The sequence below is a fragment of the Variovorax sp. KBS0712 genome, assembly GCF_006323185.2.
GTDB lineage: Bacteria > Pseudomonadota > Gammaproteobacteria > Burkholderiales > Burkholderiaceae_C > Variovorax > Variovorax boronicumulans.
On sequence record NZ_VCCD02000002.1, the window covers coordinates 1,628,206 to 1,648,846 of the forward strand.

At 68.5% G+C, this 20,641-nt stretch carries 19 protein-coding genes; 6 read left to right on the forward strand and 13 right to left on the reverse strand.

What is annotated here, in order from left to right; translation table 11 throughout:
- Positions 1–5: 5 nt before the first annotated feature.
- Genes glgC through FFI97_RS24565 form a run of 3 tightly spaced genes read left to right on the forward strand, consistent with a single transcriptional unit; the run spans position 6 to position 5,354 of the window.
- Positions 6–1,343, forward strand: a complete 1,338-nt coding sequence (glgC, locus tag FFI97_RS24555; protein WP_139702217.1) for a glucose-1-phosphate adenylyltransferase — start codon at positions 6–8, stop codon at positions 1,341–1,343.
- Positions 1,344–1,357: 14 nt separating this feature from the next.
- Positions 1,358–2,827: a glycogen synthase GlgA gene (gene glgA / locus FFI97_RS24560; RefSeq protein ID WP_139702218.1), complete on the forward strand. Its 1,470-nt coding sequence runs from the start codon at positions 1,358–1,360 to the stop codon at positions 2,825–2,827.
- Positions 2,828–2,870: 43 nt separating this feature from the next.
- Entirely contained in the window at positions 2,871–5,354 is a 2,484-nt protein-coding gene (locus tag FFI97_RS24565; protein WP_139702219.1) for a glycogen/starch/alpha-glucan phosphorylase, read from the forward strand.
- A 24-nt stretch (positions 5,355–5,378) separates the two neighbouring features.
- Here FFI97_RS24565 and FFI97_RS24570 read toward each other — a convergent pair whose 3' ends face one another.
- From FFI97_RS24570 to FFI97_RS24585, 4 genes are all read right to left on the reverse strand, one after another.
- A complete protein-coding gene (locus FFI97_RS24570; protein WP_099794719.1) occupies positions 5,379–5,849 on the reverse strand; it encodes an ExbD/TolR family protein in 471 nt (156 codons plus the stop codon).
- Positions 5,850–5,864: 15 nt separating this feature from the next.
- Entirely contained in the window at positions 5,865–6,560 is a 696-nt protein-coding gene (locus tag FFI97_RS24575; RefSeq protein WP_095743304.1) for a MotA/TolQ/ExbB proton channel family protein, read from the reverse strand.
- A 28-nt stretch (positions 6,561–6,588) separates the two neighbouring features.
- Positions 6,589–7,389 carry a 4-hydroxy-tetrahydrodipicolinate reductase gene (gene dapB / locus FFI97_RS24580; RefSeq protein ID WP_139702236.1) on the reverse strand — a complete coding sequence of 267 codons (801 nt, stop codon included), beginning with the start codon at positions 7,387–7,389 and terminating at the stop codon, positions 6,589–6,591.
- A 178-nt stretch (positions 7,390–7,567) separates the two neighbouring features.
- Entirely contained in the window at positions 7,568–8,128 is a 561-nt protein-coding gene (locus tag FFI97_RS24585) for an outer membrane protein assembly factor BamE (RefSeq protein ID WP_062481043.1), read from the reverse strand.
- An 86-nt stretch (positions 8,129–8,214) separates the two neighbouring features.
- Between FFI97_RS24585 and fur the strand changes: the two genes are divergently transcribed.
- The gene (fur, locus tag FFI97_RS24590) at positions 8,215–8,634 is read left to right on the forward strand and encodes a ferric iron uptake transcriptional regulator (RefSeq protein WP_062481042.1); all 420 of its coding nucleotides are present in this window, start codon (positions 8,215–8,217) and stop codon (positions 8,632–8,634) included.
- 59 nt (positions 8,635–8,693) lie between these two features.
- Here fur and hprK read toward each other — a convergent pair whose 3' ends face one another.
- The 4 genes from hprK to FFI97_RS24610 form a co-directional block, all read right to left on the reverse strand.
- Positions 8,694–9,653 carry an HPr(Ser) kinase/phosphatase gene (gene hprK / locus FFI97_RS24595; protein ID WP_062481041.1) on the reverse strand — a complete coding sequence of 320 codons (960 nt, stop codon included), beginning with the start codon at positions 9,651–9,653 and terminating at the stop codon, positions 8,694–8,696.
- A 104-nt stretch (positions 9,654–9,757) separates the two neighbouring features.
- On the reverse strand, positions 9,758–10,225 hold the full coding sequence (locus tag FFI97_RS24600) for a PTS sugar transporter subunit IIA (protein WP_042581318.1): 468 nt from the start codon (positions 10,223–10,225) through the stop codon (positions 9,758–9,760).
- Between the two features lie 191 nt (positions 10,226–10,416).
- Positions 10,417–10,746 carry a ribosome hibernation-promoting factor, HPF/YfiA family gene (gene hpf, locus FFI97_RS24605; RefSeq protein WP_013538898.1) on the reverse strand — a complete coding sequence of 110 codons (330 nt, stop codon included), beginning with the start codon at positions 10,744–10,746 and terminating at the stop codon, positions 10,417–10,419.
- Positions 10,747–11,065: 319 nt separating this feature from the next.
- A complete protein-coding gene (locus FFI97_RS24610) occupies positions 11,066–13,183 on the reverse strand; it encodes an ATP-dependent helicase (protein ID WP_139702220.1) in 2,118 nt (705 codons plus the stop codon).
- A 225-nt stretch (positions 13,184–13,408) separates the two neighbouring features.
- Between FFI97_RS24610 and corA the strand changes: the two genes are divergently transcribed.
- Positions 13,409–14,395 (forward strand): magnesium/cobalt transporter CorA, encoded by a 987-nt coding sequence (gene corA, locus FFI97_RS24615; protein ID WP_056584267.1) that lies wholly within the window; start codon positions 13,409–13,411, stop codon positions 14,393–14,395.
- A 56-nt stretch (positions 14,396–14,451) separates the two neighbouring features.
- Positions 14,452–15,204 carry a YoaK family protein gene (locus FFI97_RS24620; protein ID WP_062481040.1) on the forward strand — a complete coding sequence of 251 codons (753 nt, stop codon included), beginning with the start codon at positions 14,452–14,454 and terminating at the stop codon, positions 15,202–15,204.
- A 9-nt stretch (positions 15,205–15,213) separates the two neighbouring features.
- On the opposite strand, the gene FFI97_RS24625 is transcribed toward FFI97_RS24620, so the two are convergent.
- From FFI97_RS24625 to FFI97_RS24645, 5 genes are read right to left on the reverse strand one after another with little or no spacing between them, the layout of a single operon-like run.
- Positions 15,214–15,954, reverse strand: coding sequence for a 5'-methylthioadenosine/adenosylhomocysteine nucleosidase (locus FFI97_RS24625; protein WP_139702237.1), 741 nt, complete (start codon positions 15,952–15,954; stop codon positions 15,214–15,216).
- A gap of 36 nt (positions 15,955–15,990) precedes the next feature.
- A complete protein-coding gene (locus FFI97_RS24630) occupies positions 15,991–17,622 on the reverse strand; it encodes an ABC transporter substrate-binding protein (RefSeq protein ID WP_095743302.1) in 1,632 nt (543 codons plus the stop codon).
- A 47-nt stretch (positions 17,623–17,669) separates the two neighbouring features.
- The gene (locus FFI97_RS24635; RefSeq protein WP_139702221.1) at positions 17,670–18,692 is read right to left on the reverse strand and encodes a peptide ABC transporter ATP-binding protein; all 1,023 of its coding nucleotides are present in this window, start codon (positions 18,690–18,692) and stop codon (positions 17,670–17,672) included.
- Positions 18,689–19,714 carry an ABC transporter ATP-binding protein gene (locus FFI97_RS24640; RefSeq protein WP_139702222.1) on the reverse strand — a complete coding sequence of 342 codons (1,026 nt, stop codon included), beginning with the start codon at positions 19,712–19,714 and terminating at the stop codon, positions 18,689–18,691. The genes FFI97_RS24635 and FFI97_RS24640 overlap by 4 nt, the downstream gene beginning before the upstream one ends.
- Positions 19,715–19,731: 17 nt before the next feature.
- Entirely contained in the window at positions 19,732–20,640 is a 909-nt protein-coding gene (locus FFI97_RS24645) for an ABC transporter permease subunit (protein WP_095949747.1), read from the reverse strand.
- Position 20,641: the final 1 nt, after the last annotated feature.

The following is a 20,641-nucleotide window of genomic DNA, read 5'->3' on the forward strand; positions in this document are numbered from 1 at the left end:
CACAGATGGACACGCTCAACACCCAGGGTACCCAGGCCCCGCAGGCGCCCCTGCAGGCCCATCAACTGGTCCGCCGCACCATCGCGCTGGTGCTGGCCGGCGGCCGGGGCTCCCGCCTCAAGCAGCTCACCGACCGGCGCGCCAAGCCGGCCGTGTACTTCGGCGGCAAGTTCCGCATCATCGACTTCGCGCTGTCCAACTGCCTGAACTCCGGCATCCGGCGCATGGCGGTGGTCACGCAGTACAAGTCGCACTCGCTCATGCGTCACCTGCAGCGCGGCTGGAGCTTCCTGCGCGCCGAGCTCAACGAGATGGTCGACGTGCTGCCCGCGCAGCAGCGCATGGGCGACGAGCACTGGTACCGCGGCACGGCCGACGCGGTGTACCAGAACCTGGACATCATCAGCACCCGCTCCACGCCGCACGACTACGTGGTGGTGCTGGCCGGCGACCACATCTACAAGATGGACTACTCCATCATGCTCAAGGACCACGCCGAGCGCGGCCTGGGCTGCACGGTCGGCTGCATCGAGGTGCCGCGCCACGAGGCCACGGCCTTCGGCGTGATGGCGGTGGACGACGGCCGCCAGATCACCAGCTTCCTCGAAAAGCCCGCCGACCCGCCCGCCATGCCCGGCCACCCCGACCTGGCGCTGGCCAGCATGGGCATCTACATCTTCGACTCGGCCTACCTGTACCGGCTGCTCGAGGAAGACAACGCCAACCCCGACTCGAGCCACGACTTCGGCAAGGACATCATTCCGCGCGCCGTGGCCGAGGGCCGCGCGCTGGCGCACCCGTTCAGCATGTCGTGCGTCACGCGCGCCTCGCGCGGGCCCGACGCCAAGGCCTACTGGCGCGACGTGGGCACGATTGATGCATTCTGGGCAGCCAACCTCGACCTGGCCTCGATCACCCCGGAGCTCGACATCTATGACACGGACTGGCCCATCTGGACCTACCAGCGACAGCTGCCGCCGGCCAAGTTCGTGCTCGACCGCGAGGGCAAGCACGGCATGACGGTCAACACCATCGTCTCGGGCGGCTGCATCGTCTCGGGCTCGAAGATCAGCAGCGCGGTGCTGTTCTCGGGCGTGCGCATCCACTCCTTCTGCGAGATCAACGAAGTTGTGCTGCTGCCCGATGTGGAAGTGGGCCGCGGCTGCCGGCTGAACCGCGTGGTGATCGACCGCGGCTGCGTGATCCCCGACGACACGGTCATCGGCGAAGACGCCGAGGCTGATGCCGCGCGCTTCGAGCGCACGGAAACGGGCGTGGTGCTGGTCACGCGCGAAATGCTCAAGCGACTCGCGCCGGACCCCGCGCCCGCAGCCGCCGCCTGATCGACCGCACCACCATGCGCATCCTCCAGGTCAGCGCCGAGCTGTTTCCCCTCCTGAAGACCGGCGGCCTGGCGGACATCGCCGGCGCCCTGCCCCTGGCGCTCATGGCCGCGGGGCAGGAGGCGCGCGCGCTGCTGCCGGGCTTTCCCGCCATCGTGGCCGGCGTGCGCGACCTGGTGCCGGTGGCCGAGTTCACCGCGCCCTGGGGCGAGCGCTTCGGCCTGCGCGCCGGGCACGTCGCCATCGCCGGCGCGCCGCCGATTCCCACCTACGTGATCGACGCGCCCGCGCTCTACGACCGACCCGGCAATCCGTACGAAGACACGACGCGCCAGCCTTACAGCGACAACCACCGGCGCTTCGCGCTGCTGGGGTGGGCGGCGGCGCAGCTCGCGCAGGGGCTCGACCCCGGCTGGCGGCCCGACATCGTGCACGCGCACGACTGGCACGCGGCGCTCGCGCCCGCCTACCTGGCCTTCGCGCGGCGCGCGGGCGGCCCGCGCACGGGCAGCGTGTTCACGGTGCACAACCTGGCCTACCAGGGCGTGTTCGCGCCCTGGCACTTCGCCGAGCTCGGGCTGCCGGCGCCGGCCTTCCACATGAACGGGCTGGAATACCACGGCCAGATCTCCTTCATGAAGGGCGGCCTGTACTTTGCCGACCAACTCACCACCGTGAGCCCCACCTACGCGCTCGAGATCCAGACCCCCGAGCAGGGCTGCGGCCTCGATGGCCTGCTGCGCCAGCGCGCCGGCGTGCTCAGCGGCATCCTCAACGCGGTGGACGACCAGGTCTGGAACCCGGCCACCGACGCCGCGCTGGTGCAGGGCTACCAGGCGCCCGAGGGCCGCCACATGGCCGGCAAGGCGCGCTGCAAGTCGGTGCTGCAGCGCCAGCTGGGGCTGGCCGAGCGCCCCGACGCGCCGCTGTTCATCGTGGTAAGCCGGCTCACCGAACAGAAGGGCCTGCACCTCGTGCTCGGCGGCCTCGACACGCTGCTGGCGCAGGGCGGCCAGCTGGCGCTGCTGGGCAGCGGCGAAGGCTGGCTCGAAGAAGCCTTCCGCCAGCGCGCGGCGGCGGCGCCCGCCTCGGTGAGCGTCACCATCGGCTACGACGAGACGCTGGCGCACCAGCTCTTCGGCGCGGGCGACGTGACGATCGTGCCTTCGCTGTTCGAGCCCTGCGGCCTCACGCAGATGTACGGCCTGAAGTACGGCAGCCTGCCGCTGGTGCGCCGCGTCGGCGGGCTGGCCGACACCGTCGTCGATTGCACGCTGGAAGACATGGCCAGCGGCGCCGCCACCGGCTTCGTGTTCGACCGCTTCGAGGACGCCGACTACGACCGCGCCCTGCGCCGCGCCTTCGCGCTGTACGAGCGCGCCCCCGACTGGCGCCGCGTGCGCGGCAACGCCATGCGGCGCCCGGCCGACTGGGGCACGGCGGCCGCGCAGTACATCGATGTGTACCAACGGGCGTTGGCCTGAAGCCCCCGCCCCACACCCCACCACCCACTCCGGGAACGCCTCCATGACGATCAAGGACTTCGCCTACGACCACCCCGACCGCGACGTTGCCGCCTTCAAGCGCGCGGTGGCCAACAAGCTGATCTACGCCGTCGGCAAGGACCCCGTGGCCGCCAGCCAGGATGACTGGCTGCACGCCACCGCGCTGGCCGTGCGCGACCAGCTCGTCGAGCGCTGGATGACGACCACGCGCGCCAACTACGCGCAGGACCTCAAGCGCGTGTATTACCTCTCGATGGAGTTCCTCATCGGGCGCACCTTCACCAACGCGCTGCTCGCCGTCGACCTGTACGGCACCGTGCGCGAGGCGCTGGCCGACTTCGGCGTCGACATGGCGGCGCTGGCCGAGCGCGAGCCCGATGCAGCGCTCGGCAACGGTGGCCTGGGGCGGCTCGCGGCCTGCTTTCTCGATTCGATGGCCACGCTCGGCGTGCCCGGCATGGGCTACGGCATCCGCTACGAGTACGGCATGTTCCGCCAGCGCATCGTCGACGGCCAGCAGGTCGAAACGCCCGACTACTGGCTCACGCGCGGCAACCCGTGGGAGTTCCAGCGGCCCGAGGTGAACTACCGCGTGCGCTTCGGCGGCCATGTGCAAAAGCGCGAAGGCAAGAACGCGCCCTACGGCGCGGCCGACTGGGTCGACACGCACGACGTGCTCGCCGTGGCCTACGACACCATCATTCCCGGCTACGGCACGCAGGCCACCAACACCTTGCGGCTGTGGTCGGCGCGCGCCACCGAGGAGATCGACCTGTCGGCCTTCAACCGCGGCAACTACATGGCGGCGGTGGAGAGCAAGAACCACTCCGAGAACGTCTCGCGCGTGCTCTACCCCGACGACTCCACGCCCTCGGGCCGCGAGCTGCGGCTGCACCAGGAGTACTTCTTCTGCAGCGCCAGCGTGCAGGATTTGCTGCGGCGCTACCTGCGCAACCACACGAGCTTCGACCAGCTGTCGGAAAAAGTCAGCATCCACCTGAACGACACGCACCCGGTGCTGGCCGTGCCCGAGCTCATGCGCCTGCTGCTCGACGAGCACGGCCTGGCGTGGGACGTGGCCTGGGGCCACACGCAGAAGGTGTTCAGCTACACCAACCACACGCTGATGCACGAGGCATTGGAAACCTGGCCGGTCGAGATGCTGGGCCGCATCCTGCCGCGCCACCTGCAGATCCTGTACGACATCAACGCGAAGTTCCTGGCCGCCGTGACGCAGACGCACGGTCAGGACGTCGAGCTGGTGCGCCGCCTCTCGCTGATCGACGAGACCGGTGAGCGCCGCGTGCGCATGGCCTACGTGGCGGTGCTCGCGAGCCATTCGGTGAACGGCGTGTCGGGGCTGCACTCGGAGCTGATGAAGCAGTCGATCTTTGCCGACTTCGCGAAGATCTTTCCTGAGCGCTTCAACAACAAGACCAACGGCGTCACGCCGCGCCGCTGGCTCGCGCAGGCCAACCCGCCGCTGGCCGCGCTGCTCGACCAGCGCATCGGCAAGGGCTGGCGGCGCGACCTGTCGCAGCTCGAAGCATTGCGCCCGATGGTCGCGCAGCCCGCCTTCGTGCGCGCCTTTCGCCATGCCAAGCGCGAGAACAAGCTGCGGCTGGCCAACTGGGTCGGCGAGCACCTGAAGCTCGACCTGGACACCGACGCGATGTTCGACGTGCAGGTCAAGCGCATCCACGAGTACAAGCGGCAGCTGCTCAACGTGCTGCACGTGATCGCGCGCTATCACTGCATCCTCGATGCGCAGGCCAGCGGCACGCCGCTCGACATCGTGCCGCGCGTGGTCGTGTTCGCGGGCAAGGCGGCTTCGGCCTATGCGATGGCCAAGCAGGTGATCCGGCTCATCAACGACGTGGCGGCCACCGTGAATGCCGACGCGCGCGTGGGCAAGCTGCTGAAGGTGGTGTTCCTGCCGAACTACAGCGTGAGCCTGGCCGAGATCATCATGCCGGCGGCCGACCTGTCGGAGCAGATTTCCACCGCGGGCACGGAAGCGTCAGGCACCGGCAACATGAAGTTCGCGCTCAACGGCGCGCTCACCATCGGCACGCTCGACGGCGCCAATGTCGAGATGCGCGAGAACGTCGGCCCCGAGAACATCTTCATCTTCGGCCACACCACGCCCGAGGTGGCCGACATCCGCGCGCGCGGCTACCAGCCGCGCGAGATCTACGAGGAGAACGCCGAACTCAAGCGCGTGCTCGATGCCATTCGAGACGGTGCGTTCTCGCCGGGCGAGCCGGCGCGCTACCAGGGCATCTACGACGCGCTCGTGAACTGGGGCGACCACTACCTGCTGCTGGCCGACTACGCGAGCTATGTCGCGAAGCAGGCCGAGGTCGATGCGCTGTACCGCGATGCAGAGGCCTGGACGCGCATGGCGATCCTCAACGTGGCGGGAATGGGCGCGTTCTCGTCGGACCGGACGATCGCCGAATACGCGCATGAGATCTGGCACACGAAGCCGGTCGTGCTCAGCTGAGGCGAGTGGGCCAGGCCCGCAAGCTCAGCGCGGTTTGGCGGGGGCCGCCTCGGCCTCGGTGACAAAGCCGATGCGGCTCAACCCGGCCTTGTTCGCAATGCCCATGAGCGCCACCACCTTGCCGTAGGGCACGGTCTGGTCGGCGCGCAATTGCACCTCGGTGTCCTTGCTGTCGGCGGCGGCCTTTTCGAGCTGCGCGGTCAGCTCCTCGTCGGTCACGGGCTTGTCGTTCAGGAAGACCTTGCCCGACGCATCGACCGACAGGCTCACGAACTTCGGCGTGTCGTTGGGCTGGCCCGCGTCGGTCTGCGGCAGGTCGAGCTTGATCGAGCTCGCCATCAGCGGCGCGGTGATGATGAAGATCACCAACAGCACCAGCATCACGTCGACCAGCGGCGTGACGTTGATGTCGGACAGCGGACGCTGCCCGCCCGCACCCATGGCCCGCCCGCCGCCTGCGGCGCTGCTGCCCAGTGAGGTGCGTCCGAAGGCCATGGTGTGCGCTGCGCCTTAGACGGGCATCGGCCGCGCGGGCGGCGGTGCAGCGGGTGCCGGCGCTTCGCCGAAGCTGCCGAGCAGGTCGTGCGCAAAGCCTTCGAGCTCGGCTTCGACCCGGCCCACCACACGGCCGAACACGTTGTAGGCCAGCACGGCCGGAATGGCGACGGCGAGGCCGAAGGCCGTCATGACGAGCGCCTCGCCGACCGGCCCGGCCACCTTGTCGATGGTGAAACCGCCGGTCTGGCCCGCGATGCCCGCCAGGGCACCGTAGATGCCCCAGACGGTGCCGAGCAGGCCGACGAAGGGCGCGGTGGCGCCGACGGTGGCCAGCAGGATCTGCCCGGCCTGCAGGCGCCGCAGCGCGCCGTGCAATGCACCGCGCAGCACGCGCGTGAGGCGCTGGTTGCGGTCGACCGTGGCGCCCAGCGTGCCGCCGGGCGCTTCGGTGGCGGCCTGGCGCAGCGCGGCCACAGCGGGGCGCACGAGTTCGGCGCGGTCGAAGGCCTGGAGCTTCTGCTCGGCCTCGACCAGGGTGGCCGACTGCCAGAACGCCGCGATGCTGCGCAGCACGTCGCGCGTGCCGCCGCGCAACAGCCAGGCTTTCCAGAGGATCACGACCCAGCTGGCGATCGACATCGCGAGCAGCAGCGCGGCCACCGAACGGCTGACGCCGTCACCGTGGGTCAGCAGTTCGAGCACGCTCATTCGCGTCGTCCTTTGTTGGCCGCGATGCTTAACGCAGACCCAGCACGTCGAACATGTCGTACAGGCCGTTGCGCTGGCCGCTCAGGAAGCGCACCGCACGCAGCGCGCCTTGCGCGTAGGTCACGCGGCTGGACGACTTGTGGGAGATTTCGATGCGCTCGCCGATGCCCGCGAACAGCACGGTGTGGTCGCCCACGATGTCGCCGCCGCGGATGGTGGCGAAGCCGATGGTCGACGGGTCGCGCTCGCCCGTGATGCCTTCGCGGCCGTACACGGCGCAGTCCTTGAGGTCGCGGCCCAGCGCGTCGGCGATCACCTCGCCCATCTTGAGCGCGGTGCCCGAGGGCGCGTCGACCTTGAAGCGGTGGTGGGCCTCGACGATCTCGATGTCGTAGCCGGTGGCCATGGCGCGGGCGGCCATGTCGAGCAGCTTGAGCGTGACGTTGACGCCCACGCTCATGTTGGGCGCCATCATGATGGCGATGTCTTTCGCGATCTCGGCGATCTCGGCCTTCTGCGCGTCGCTGAAGCCGGTGGTGCCGATCACGGCCTGCACGCCCAGCTCGCGGCACACGGCCAGGTGCGCCATCGTGCCTTCGGGGCGGGTGAAGTCGATCATCACCTGGGCGTCCTGCAGGCCGGTGCGCAGGTCGGCCACGATGGGCACGCCGCTGGTGAAGCCCAGGAAGGCCGCGGCATCGGCGCCGAGGGCGGCGCTGCCGGCGATGTCGAGCGCGCCGGCCAGACGGCAGTCGGGCGCGTTGCGCACGGCTTCGATGAGCATGTGGCCCATGCGGCCCGAGGCGCCGGCGATCGCCACCCGGCGCAGCGCGGGAGCGGAGGAAGAATCGGAAACGGAGGTGGGGGTGGTGGTCGGTTCAGTCACGGGGATTCGGTCGTTGAAAAGTCCCTACGGGAGCCATGGACACCGACGAAAGCCGCCCCACCGGTCCGGCGGGCACCGCCCGCAGGAGGGGTGGCCGCCGCCGGAGCCCTGCCGCGCACGCTCAGCGCGCGGCTTCGAGCGGGGGGTAGGCGGCCGGCAGCGCGGGCATGGGGGCTGCCGGGGTGCCGGTGGTGTCGGCTTTCTTGTCGGCCTTGGGCGCGAATTTCTTGAGCTCTTCTTCGGTGGCCTCGAGCTGCGGCACCTTGCCGCTCTTGCGGCGGGTGTCGAGCGTGGCGACGAATTCTTCTTCGCTGGGCATTTCATCGCCCTCGAAGCGGTCCATGAGTTCACCGTTGAAGAACACGGTCAGGCGGCGCTCCTGCGGATCGACGCCCTGGCGGCGGATCGTGAAGACGTAGTCCCAGCGGTTGGCGTGGAAGACGTCGTTCAGCAGCGAGGTGCCGAGGATCTCGCGCACCTGCTGGCGCGACATGCCGGGCTTGAGTGCCGCGACCTGTTCCTTCGACACGAAATTGCCCTGCACCACTTCGACTTTGTAGGGGGTGACGGCAGACAGCGCGCCACGCGTGCGTTCGCTGAAACCGCTGCAGGCACCGAGGGCGAGCGTCGCCGCAATGGCAGCAACCAGCAACCAGGGCCGGCGTTGGAGGATGGCAGGCATGGGAGAAGAGGGGGGTAGCGATATGATCGAACATTGTAGCGGCCGAGCCTGAAGGCCCGGCCTCAGCCCAGGGCGCAGGAACCATCATGGCCAACATCGACGAACTCAAGAACACCGGCCTCAAGGCCACCTTGCCGCGACTGAAGATCCTCGAGATCTTCCAGACCGGCAGCCAGCGGCACATGACCGCGGAAGACGTCTTCCGCGTGCTGCTCAACGAACACTCCGACATCGGCCTGGCCACCGTGTACCGCGTGCTCACGCAGTTCGAGCAGGCCGGCATCCTCGAACGCAGCCACTTCGAAAGCGGCAAGGCGGTCTACGAACTGAACGAAGGCACGCACCACGACCACCTGGTCTGCACCTCGTGCGGCAAGGTCGAGGAGTTCTACGACGCCGAGATCGAGCGGCGCCAGCAGATGATCGCCAAGGACAAGGGCTGGGTCCTGCAGGACCACGCCATGTCGCTGTACGGCCTGTGCGGCGACTGCGTCAAGAAGCGCTGACGCTGAAGACCTGCTGAAGCAGAAAGCGGCCCTTCACTTTGAAGGGCTTTTTTCTTTGCTCAGTCCGGATCGCGCCCGCTCTCCATCGCCTTGTGGTGGCGCGCCACGAAGTCGGCATAGGTGTCGATGCCGCGCAGCTGCAGGATCGAATTGCGCACCGCGGCTTCCACCAGCACGGCGATGTTGCGCCCCGCCACCACCTGGATGATGACCTTGCGCACCGGGATGCCCAGCACGTCCTGCGTGAGCGGCGCCGAGGGCATGCGCTCGTAGTCGCGCTCGAAGCTGTCGCGCCGCACGAGGTGCACGATGAGCTTCAGGCGCATCTTCCGGCGCACGGCCGTCTCGCCGAAGATCGCGCGGATGTCCAGCAGGCCGATGCCGCGCACCTCCAGCAGGTTCAGCAGCAGGTCGGGGCAGCGCCCTTCGATGGTGTTCTGGTTGATGCGGTACAGGTCGACCGCGTCGTCGGCCACCAGGCCGTTGCCGCGCGAGATCAGCTCCAGGCCGAGCTCGCTCTTTCCGAGGCCCGACTCGCCCGTGATCATCACGCCCATGCCCAGGATGTCCATGAACACGCCGTGCATCGAGGTGCGCTCGGCGAAGTGCTTGGACAGGTAGGCGCGCAGCAGGTCGATCACGAAGGCCGACGACTCGCGCGTGGCGAACAGCGGCAGCTGGGCGCGTTCGCAGATCGACAGCAGCTCGTCGGGCGCGGCCTGGCCGTCGGCCAGCACCAGCATCGGCGGCTCCAGCGTGACGATGCGGCCGATACGGCGCACGCAGTCTTCCTTGCTGCCGCGCGTGAGGTAGGCCACCTCGCGCGCGCCGAGGATCTGCACGCGGTACGGGTGGATGTAGTTCAGGTAGCCGACCAGGTCGGCGGCCGACTGCGCGCGGCTGATGACGTCGGGGTCGAACTGGCGCTCCGAGGCGCCCAGGCCCGCGAGCCATTCCCAGCGGAGCGACCCGCGGAACTCCTCGAACATGGCATCGGCGCTGATGACGGTCGGCTTCATGCGTGCGGCGGCCGGCGCGGGGCGCCGGCATTCTGGTCAGGATGGAGGGAGAGAAAAGCGTCGCCGCAGCTTATCAGCAGCAGCGGCAGGCCCGGCACGGGCGCTCAGGCGACCTGGGTCGACTGCCAGCCGGCAATGAGGCCGTGCAGCGCGGCGGCGTCGGTGCTGGACTTGATCTGCTCGCGCAGGCCTGCGTCGCTCAGCAGCTCGGCAATTTCGGACAGGATTTCGAGGTGCTTCTGCGTGGCCGCTTCGGGCACCAGCAGGAAGATCAGCAGCGCCACGGGCTGCTCGTCGGGAGCGTCGAAGCCGATGGGGTTCGCCAGCTGGAACACCGCGGCCATCGGCGCCTTGAGGCCCTTGATGCGGCCATGTGGAATGGCGACGCCGTGGCCCAGGCCGGTGGAGCCGAGGCGCTCGCGCGCAAACAGGCTGTCGGTGATGAGGGCACGGCCCAGACCGTGAAGGCTCTCGAACAGCAGGCCGGCTTCTTCGAAAGCACGTTTCTTGCTGGTGGCGTCAACGCTCACGAGCACTTGAGCGGGCGGCAGGATGGACGCGAGGCGATTCATGGTGGGGTCAGAGCGGGGGCGATTATGCACCTCCTCGGTAAAAACCCCCAGTCCCCCTAATTACTTTCGTCTACATGTGTTGCCGTGAGGCGTCGCTTCCTCTGAGGGCCTTGCAAAGCCCCACCAATGTGGTCGGACAAACAAAAGGCCGCCCGAAGGCGGCCTGGGATGCGGGGCGCGGGGCCCGGCGTTTACATCACGCGCTTGGGCGCCACGTGATGGTGGTCCTGCAGGCGATCCTTGTGGCGGACCACCTGGCGGTCGAGCTTGTCGACCAGCTCATCAACCGCGGCGTACAGATCAGCGTGGCTCGATTCCGCGAACATGTCATTGCCCTTGACGTGAATGTTGCACTCCGCCCTTTGGCGGCGTTCCTTTTCCTTCTGCTTTTCCACCGTGAGGATCACCTTGACATCGACCACCTGGTCGAAATGTCGCGTGATCCGGTCCAGCTTGCTCGTGACGTAGGTGCGCAAGGCAGGTGTGACGTCGAGGTGATGACCGCTGATCGTCAAATTCATGAATGACCTCCTGAGAATTGACGGTTGGGGAAATGACCGCGCTCCGGGATGAAGCGTGGCCGGCGAAACAGGTGAGGTTGGGAGAGAGGGGGAAGAGGAAGGGAGATGAAGAAAGGGGCGGTCGGATTCACTATGCCCAAGCTGTCACGGTATTGCAATACCGGGGCTTGCCCGAGTGACGGGCCGGTGTATTGCATGCCCTAATCCGCTATTGATTCCATAGCTGCCCCCGTGCAGTGGCATGCCGTTGCGGCACATTGGAAGCAAGTGTTTCCATGTGCAGCGCGCAGTGACCCTCACGCCCGAAGGGCCGGCCCGTTCAGCGCCAGGCGGCGCGCATGCGGTTGCGCAGGTCGATCACCGCGGCCGGCGGCGGCACCGCAGGCGGCAGCACCGGCGGCGGCGGCCAGGTCTGCAGTTCGAAGCCCGCCAGGTCAGACTCGGTGATGAAGCGGGTGCGGTTGGCGTACAGGTGCCGGTCGCCGCGCGCCGCCTGCTGCGTGATGTGGAAGCGCTGCGGCATCACCAGGTGCAGGTGGTCGCGGGCCCGCGTCATCGCCACGTAGAGCAGGCGCCGCTCTTCCTCGAGTTCATGCGCGCCCTGCGCCACGTCGGCGGGCATGCAACCGTCGACCACGTTGATGACATGCACCGAATTCCACTCCTGCCCCTTGGCCGAATGGATGGTCGACAGGATCAGGTAGTCCTCGTCGAGCGAGGGCGGGCCAGGCCGGTCACTCGTGGCCTCGGGCGGGTCGAGCGTGAGCTCGGTGAGAAAGCGCTCGCGCGAGCCATAGCCGGCCGCCAGCCGCGCCAGCTGCTCGACGTCGGCACGCCGCACGCCCGAGGTGTCTTCGTACAGCCGCTCCAGGTGCGGCTGGTACCACTGCATGGCCACCTCGACGTCGGCCGGCCACTGCAGCGACGGCGCGCGCAAGGCGGCGTAGGCCTGGGCGAAGTCGGCCCACTGTTCACGCGCGGCCGACGGCGGCACGAAGTCGCGCACCGCCGCGGCCGGGTCGCCCGCCTGGTCCATCGCGTCGAGCAGGCGCGTGCCGGTGGCCGGCCCCACGCCGGGAATGAGCTGCGTGACCCGGAAGCCCGCCATGCGCCCGCGCGGGTTCTGCGCGAAACGCAGCACGGCGAGCAGGTCCTTCACATGCGAGGCCTCGAGGAACTTGAGCCCGCCGAACTTCACGAACGGGATGTTGCGCCGCGCCAGTTCCAGTTCGAGCGCCGCGCTGTGCGACGAGGTGCGAAACAGCACCGCCTGCGACTTCAGCGCCAGCCCGCCCTCGCGGTGCGCCAGGATCTTGTCGGCCACCCAGCGCGCCTGCCCGGCCTCGTCGGGCACGAGCACCAGCACCGGCTTGCCGGCCGAGGGCTTGTCGGTCCACAGCGTCTTGGCGTGCCGTTCGGCGGCCTGCGCGATGACGCGGTTCGACACGTCGAGGATCGGCTGCGTCGAGCGGTAATTGCGCTCCAGCGTGACGATGCGCGCCTCTTGCGAGAACTGCGAGGGAAAGTCGAGGATGTTGCGCACCGTCGCGCCGCGGAACGAATAAATCGACTGCGCGTCGTCGCCCACCACCGTCACGCCGCGCCCGTCGGGCTTCATCGCGCGCAGGATCTCGGCCTGCAGCAGGTTGGTGTCCTGGTACTCGTCGACCAGCACGTGGTCGAAGCGCGCGCCGACGTGCGCGGCCAGCGCGGGCTCGGCGACCATCTCGGCCCAGTAGAGCAAGAGGTCGTCGTAGTCGAGCACGTTCTGCTGCTGCTTGGCCTCGACGTAGGCACCGAACAGCGTCTTGAGCTGCGCCTCCCACTCGGCGCACCAGGGAAAGCTGTCCTTCAGCACGGCGGCCAGGGGCGCGCGCGTATTCACGCAGCGCGAGTAGATCGACAGGCAGGTGCCCTTGCGCGGGAAGCGGTTGACCGTGGACGACAGGCTCAGCTCGTGCCGCACCAGCCCCATGAGGTCTTCGGCGTCGCCGCGGTCGTGGATGGTGAAGTTCTCGTCCAGCCCGATCTGCGCGGCGTACTCGCGCAGCAGCCGCGCGCCGATGCCGTGGAAGGTGCCGGCCCACGGCAGCGCGGGCGGGCGCTCCGACTTCAGGCCCAGCACGCGTGCCAGCACCTGGCCCGCGCGGCGCTCCATTTCCTGCGCGGCGCGGCGCGAGAAGGTGAGCAGCAGCAGGCGCTGCGGATCGACCCCGTCCGCGATCAGGTGCGCCACGCGGTGCGCCAGCGTGCTGGTCTTGCCCGAGCCGGCGCCGGCGATCACGAGCAGCGGCCGGTGGTCGACGCCGACCGCCGCGCCCACGCCGTGCTCGACCGCCGCGCGCTGGTCGTCGTTGAGCGCGGCAAGCGCCGCGGCCAGGCGCTCGGCTTGCGTCTTCGGGGGGGTGGAAAGAACGGGGGACGCAGGGGTCTGCATGGGCACGACTTTACTGTATGTCCGTCCAGTTCGAGTGCCTTGTCGCCCTGTGGCCGGTGACATAATCGCGCCTCGCTGCAACCGGAGACTCCCCTTGGAAACCGCCCCGTCTCGGCAGCTTTCAACTCCCTGGCGACGCTGCGCGTGATGTACTGACGCTGGGTCCGCGGGAATTGAAAGCGCCCCGCCCTCGCCCATCGTTCAGTCACCCCCGGGAGTGAGCCCATGCTCAACATCTTTACGCTCGCCAACGGCCGCCTCGTCCAGGAAGAGATCGAGTCGCTCGAAGAGCTCTCCAAGTTCCAGCCGATCTGGGTCGACCTCGAGTCGCCCACGCTCGAGGAAAAGCGCTGGATCAAGCAGTACTACGGCCTCTCGATTCCCGAAGACGCGATGGACGAGGACATCGAGGAATCGGCCCGCTTCTACGAGGAAGACAACGGCGAACTGCACATCCGCTCCGACTTCCTGATCGACGACGACGAAGACCCGCGCACGGTGCGCGTCGCCTTCATCCTCAACCAGCACAACACCGACCTGCGCAGCCGCGGCGTGCTGTTCTCGATCCACGACGAAGACGTGCCCGTGTTCCGCCTGCTGCGCATGCGCGCACGCCGCGCGCCGGGGCTGATCGAAGACGCGAAAGAAGTGATGCTCAAGCTCTTCGACGCCGACGCCGAGTACTCGGCCGACACGCTGGAGAACATCTACGACGAGCTCGAGGTGGCGGGCAAGAAGGTGCTGTCGGGCAACGTCAGCGACGAGCTGGCCGGCGAGGTGCTCGGCGCCATCGCGCGGCAGGAAGACTTGAACGGCCGCATCCGCCGCAACGTGATGGACACGCGCCGCGCCGTGAGCTTCATGATGCGCAGCAAGATGCTCAACGCCGAGCAGTTCGAGGAGGCGCGGCAGATCCTGCGCGACATCGAGTCGCTGGACAACCACACGGCGTTCCTCTTCGACAAGATCAACTTCCTGATGGATGCGACCGTCGGTTTCATCAACATCAACCAGAACAAGACCATCAAGATCTTCTCGGTGGCCAGCGTCGCGCTGCTGCCGCCCACGCTGATCGCGAGCATCTACGGCATGAACTTCAAGTTCATGCCCGAGCTCGACTGGGCCATGGGCTACCCCTACGCCATCGCGCTGATGGCCGCGAGCGCGCTGGTGCCGATGTGGTACTTCCGCCGGCGCGGCTGGCTCAAGTAGTCGCTGTACTGGGTGCTAGAGTGACTGCCGGCAGGCAGCTGACCCTGGAGAGCCCCGTGCGCAGACTTCGTTTCCTCACCAACCGCCACCGCGCGCCGTCGACGAACACCGCGCTCGGGCTACTGCTGGCCTTCAACGCCGGCGCCATCAATGCGGGCGGCTTCCTCGTGCTGCACATGTACACCTCGCACATGACCGGCTTCGCCTCGCAGCTGGCGGACGGCATGGTGCTGGGCAACCTCACGCTGCTGCTGAACGCGCTGGGCGCGATCCTGGCGTTCGTGAGCGGCGCCGCGGTCTGCGCGGTGCTGGTGAACTGGGCGCGGCAGCACCGGCTGCATGGCGTGTATGCGCTGCCGCTGCTGCTGGAGGCCGCGCTGATGTTCCCGTTCGGGCTCGCCGGCGCCATCACGCTGACCTGGGCCACGCCGTTCGCGGTGCCGCTCACGGTGCTGCTGCTGTCGTTCATCATGGGCCTGCAGAACGCCGTGGCGTCGAAGACCTCGGGCGGCAGCACGCGCACCACCCACATGACCGGCAACATCACCGACGTGGGGATCGAGCTGGGCAAGATGCTCTACTGGAACCGGCGCGCGCCGTCCACGCCGCTGCCGGTGCGCCACGACCGCAGCCGGCTGCGCCGCTGCGGCGGCCTGGTCGCCATGTTCGTGCTCGGCGGCGCCGTGGGCGCGCTGGGCTTCAAGCACGTGGGATTCATCTGCGTCGTGCCGCTGGCCGCGCTGCTGCTGGCGCTGTCGATCCCGCCGCTGCTGCGCGACCTGCCGCAGCTGCGCCGGCTCGCGCCGTAGGCGGGTTCTTCAGGCCGTGTCGCGCGGCAGGGAGGCGAGCCAGGCGTCGACGAGCGCGAGGCTGTAGCGGCTCGCCACCTCGGCCACGAAGCGCGTGAAGTCGCCGTGCGCGGCGTCGTCGGCGCGATCCGAGATGGTCCGCAGCGCCGCGAAGGGCACGCCGTAGTCGTGGCAGGCCTGCGCCATCGCAGCGCCTTCCATCTCGACGGCGAGCGCGTCGGGCAGCGAGCGCTGCAGGGCCCCGCACTCCGCGGTGGTCGACACGAAACGGTCGCCGCTGATCAGCAGGCCTCGATGCACCTTCGGTGAACGCAGATGGAACTCATCGACCGCCTTCTGCCCCACCAGGCTCACCGGATCGCGCAGCGTGCCTTCGGCCACTGCCGCCAGCGCATCGCCGATGGCCGCATCGGCCGCGAAGCGCGAACGCCCCATCAGCGGCACCTCGTACTTCGGAAAGATCGGCGAGGCGTCCATGTCGTGCTGCAGCAGCTCGGTCGCCACGACCACGTCGCCGACGTTCACGCCCGGCGCCAGCCCGCCCGCCACGCCCGTGAACACGATCGCCCGCACGCCGAAGCGCTCGAGCAGCACCGTGGCCGTGACCGCCGCCGCGACCTTGCCGATGCGCGACAGCACCGCGACCACGGGCTGGCCCTGCAGGTGGCCGACCCAGAAGTCGCGGCCGGCCACGCGCACGCGCTGCTCGTCGGGCATGCGCGCGAGGAGCGCACTCAGCTCCTCGTGCATGGCCGCGACGATGGCGATGGGCGCAGCGGCCACGGCTTACTTGATGTCCACGCCGTAGAAGGTGTGGCGGCCGAAGGGGCTGAGCTTGAAGTCGACCACTTCCTTGCGCACCGGCTTCAGCTGCACCGCGTGCGCGATGGTGAACCACGGCGCCTGCTCCTTGAAGATGACCTGCGCCTTCTTGTAGAGCGCGTCGCGCTCCGACTGCTTGGTCGCGCTCTTGGCCTTCACCACGAGGTCTTCATACGGCTGGTAGCAGAACTTCGAGATGTTGCTGCCGCTGGCCGACTTGGCCGAGGCGCAGCCCAGCAGGGTGTACATGAAGTTGTCCGGGTCGCCGTTGTCGCCGGTCCAGCCCAGCATGCCCATCTGGTGCTCGCCGGCCTGCAGACGCTTGCGGTACTCGCCCCACTCGAAGCTCTTGATCTCGGCCTTGACGTTGATCTTGGCCAGGTCGGCCTGCATCAGCTCGGCGATGCGCTTGGCGTTCGGGTTGTACGGGCGCTGCACCGGCATGGCCCACAGGTCGGTGCTGAAGCCGTCGGGGAAGCCAGCCTGCGCCAGCAGCTTCTTGGCGGCTTCGGGGTCGTACGGGTCGTCCTTCACGGCATCGTTGTAGGACCACAGCGTGGGCGGGATCGGGTTCTTCGCCGCCACGCCGGTCGTGAGGTACACGCCGTCGATGATGGCCTTCTTGTTGATCGCCATGTTGATGGCCTTGCGCACGCGCACGTCGTCGAAGGGCTTCTTCGTCGTGTTGTACGAGAGGTAGCCCACGTTCAGGCCCGGCTGCTCCAGCACCTGCACGTTCGGGTCCTTGCGGATCGCGTCGAGGTCGGCCGGGTTCGGGTACGGCATGACGTGGCACTCGCCCTTTTGCAGCTTGGCCCAGCGCACCGACGCATCGGGCGTGATCGCGAACACGAGGTCGTCGATCTTGGCCTTGCCGCCCCAGTACTGCGGGAAGGCCTTGAAGCGGATGATCGCGTCCTTCTGGTACTGCACGAGGTAGAACGGGCCGGTGCCGACCGGGTCCTGGTCGACCTTCTCGGGCGTGCCGGCCTTCAGCATCGCGATGGCGTACTCCTTCGACTGGATGCCCGCGTACTGCATCGCCAGGTTCGCGAGGAACGGCGCCTCGGCCTGGTTGAGCGTGATCTTCACCGTGTGGTCGTCGATGCGGTCCACCGACTTCAGCAACTTGGGCATGCCCATGTCGTTGAAGTAGGAGTGGTTCTGGCTCGTGACCTTGAAGAAGGGGTCGCTCTCCTTCCACTGGCGCTCGAGCATGAAGATGAAGTCGTCGGCGTTGAAGTCGCGCGTGGGCTTGAAGCTCTTGCTCGTGGTGTGCCACTTCACGCCCTTGCGCAGGTGGAAGGTGTACACGGTGCCGTCGGCCGAGATGTCCCATTTTTCAGCGAGGCCCGGCATCACCTTGGTGCCGCCGCGCTCGAACTCGACGATGGTGTTGTAGACCTGCGTGGTCACGTCGAAGGACGTGCCGGTGGTGTTCATGCCCGGGTAGAAGTTTTCCGGGCTTCCTTCGGAGCAGTACACCAACGTCTTGGCTGACACGGCGCCGCAGGCCAGGGTAAGGGCCGTGAGCGCTGCCGGTGCCAGGAGCGCCAGCTTTTGTGAGCGGCGCGAAACGGAGGACTGGGTCGTCATGGGGACTCCTCGAGACAGGGTTGAAAAAATCGCCACTCCACTCTTCTTCAGGACGCGGCGAGCACGGGACCATCGGCGCGCACGACAGGCGCGCCATCGAGAAACTGCTCGGCGAAGTGGCAGGCCACCAGCCGTTCGTCGAGCGCGCGCAGCGCGGGACGCTCCTCGCGGCAGCGCGGCTGCACGTGCGGGCAGCGCGTGCTGAAGACGCAGCCCGAGGGCGGGTCCAGCGGCGACGGCAGCTCGCCCTTGAGCACGATGCGCTGGCTGCTCAGGCCCGGCGTCGAGGCCAGCAGCGCCTGCGTGTAGGGATGCAGCGGCCGCGCGAAGATGCGCGACTTGGGGCCCTGCTCCACCGCGTGGCCCAGGTACATCACGAGCACGTCGTGCGCGATGTGGCGCACCACGCCCAGGTCGTGCGAGATGAAGAGGTAGGCCAGCCCCAGCTCGGCCTGCAGGTCGGCCAGCAGGTTCAGCACCTGCGCCTGGATCGACACGTCGAGCGCCGACACGGGCTCGTCGGCCACCAGGAGGCGCGGCGACAGCATGAGCGCGCGCGCGATGGCGATGCGCTGGCGCTGGCCGCCCGAGAACATGTGCGGGTAGCGGTTGGCGTACTCGGGGCGCAGGCCGACGCGGGCCAGCATCTCGCGCGCGCGCTCGGTGCGCTCCGGCTTGCTCAGCGTGGTGTTGATGGCCAGCGGGTCTTCGAGCACCGCCGAGATCTTCTTGCGCGGGTTGAGCGAGCCATACGGGTTCTGGAACACCAGCTGCACCGCCTGGCGCAGCTCGCGCTTGCGTTCATGCGGCGGGCTCACGGCATCGGCACCGATCAGCGTCAGCTGCCCGGCCGTGGGTTTCTCGATCAGCGCGACCATGCGCGCGAGCGTCGACTTGCCGCAGCCCGATTCGCCCACCACCGCGAGCGTGCGCCCGCGTTCGAGGCGGAACGAGATGTCGCCCACGGCGCGCAACTGCGCCGGTGCGCGGAACAGCCCGCGCCGCACGGCGTAGGTGCGCTGCAGGTTGCGCGCCTCGGCGACGATCTCCGGGGGCGATGCGTCGCTCATGGCAGCACCTCCGCGACGGCGGCGCGCGGTGGGTCGTGCGCGATGGCTTCGGCGCGCCCCGGCTCGCCGAGCGGAAAGTGGCAGCGCACCTCGGCGCCCTGCCACGCACGCAGCGCAGGTCGCACCTGGCAGGCGCGCTCGGTCACGTAGCCGCAGCGCGGCGCGAACAGGCAGCCCGCGGGCCGGTCGTGCACGCCGGGCACCACGCCGCTGATGGTGGCGAGCCGCCCCTCGGGCGCGGCACGCTCGGGCAGCGCCGCGAGCAGCGCCTCGGTGTAGGGATGCTGCGGCGATGCGAACAAGCGATCGACGCGCTGGTGCTCCATCACCTGCCCCGCGTACATCACGGCGATGCGCTGCGCCATCTCGCTGACCACGCCCATGTTGTGCGTGATGAGCACGAGCGCCATGCCGCGCTCCTTCTGCAGGTCGCGCAGCAGGTCGAGGATCTGCGCCTGGATGGTCACGTCGAGCGCGGTGGTCGGCTCGTCGGCGATCAACAGGCGCGGGTTGCAGGCGATGGCCATGGCGATCATCACGCGCTGGTTCATGCCACCCGAGAGCTGGTGCGGGTAGCTGCCCAGGCGCGACGAGGCGGCGGGGATGCCCACCTGCTCGAGCAGTTCGGTGGCGCGTTTCTTCGCTTCGCGCTTGTCGAGCTTCAGGTGCAGGCGCAGCGTTTCCATCAGCTGGAAGCCGATGGTGAAGCAGGGGTTGAGGCTGGTGGTCGGCTCCTGGAAGATCATCGCGACCTCCTTGCCGACCAGCGTGCGGCGCGCCTTGTCGGAGATGCCGAGCAAGTCCTTGCCCGCAAAGCGCATGTGGTCCGCGCGCACGCGGCCCGGAAAGCCGACGAGGCCCATGAGCGCCATCATCGTGACGCTCTTGCCCGAGCCCGATTCGCCGACGATGCCGAGCACCTCGCCTTCTTCGAGCGTGAGGCTCACGCCGTCGACGGCATGCAGCACGCCGCCTTGCGTGGGGAACTCGACGTGCAGATCTTTGATTTCAAGCAAAGGCATCTGTTCTTTCCTTTGCGTCAGCGCTTGAGCTTCGGGTCGAGCGCATCGCGCAGCCCGTCGCCCAGCAGGTTGAAGGCCAGCACGGCCGCAAGGATGGCGAGCCCCGGAAAGGTCACGACCCACCACGCGCGCAGCACGAACTCGCGCGCATCGGCCAGCATCGTTCCCCACTCGGGCGACGGCGGCTGTGCGCCCAGGCCGATGAAGCCGAGCGCCGCCGCGTCGAGGATGGCGGTCGAGACGCCCAGCGAAGCCTGCACGATCAGCGGCGCCGAACAGTTGGGCAGCACCTCGCGGAACATCAGGCGCAGCGTGCTGGCGCCGCTCACGCGCGCCGCGGTCACGTAGTCGCGCGAGACCTCGGCGATGACCGTGGCGCGCGTGATGCGCACGTAGTGCGGCAGCACCACGATGGCCACCGCGAGCATGGCGTTGACGAGCCCCGGCCCGAGGATCGCGACGATCACGATGGCCATCAGCAGGCTGGGCATCGTGAGGATGATGTCCATCATCCGCATGATCGCGATCTCCAGCGCGCCGCGGAAGAAGCCGGCGACGAGCCCGAGCACCACGCCCACCACGACCGACAGCGCCACCACCGCGACGCCGATCGACAGCGACAGCCGCGCGCCGTGCATGAGCCGCGACAGGATGTCGCGCCCGATGGCGTCCGTTCCCAGCAGGTAGGTCCACGAGCCGCCCTCCTGCCAGGCCGGCGGCTTGAGGAACGCGGCGGCGTTGGTTTCGTTCGGTGCATGCGGCGCGATCCACGGCGCGAACAGCGCCACCAGCAGCAGCACCACGATGGTGACGAGGCCGATGACCGCGCCCCGGTTCGCCGAGAAGGCGGTCCAGAACTCGCGCCAGGGACCGGGAGGCGCCGAGGCCTGCGAGCCGGGGGGCACTGCGTGGGTGTTGCTCGTCATC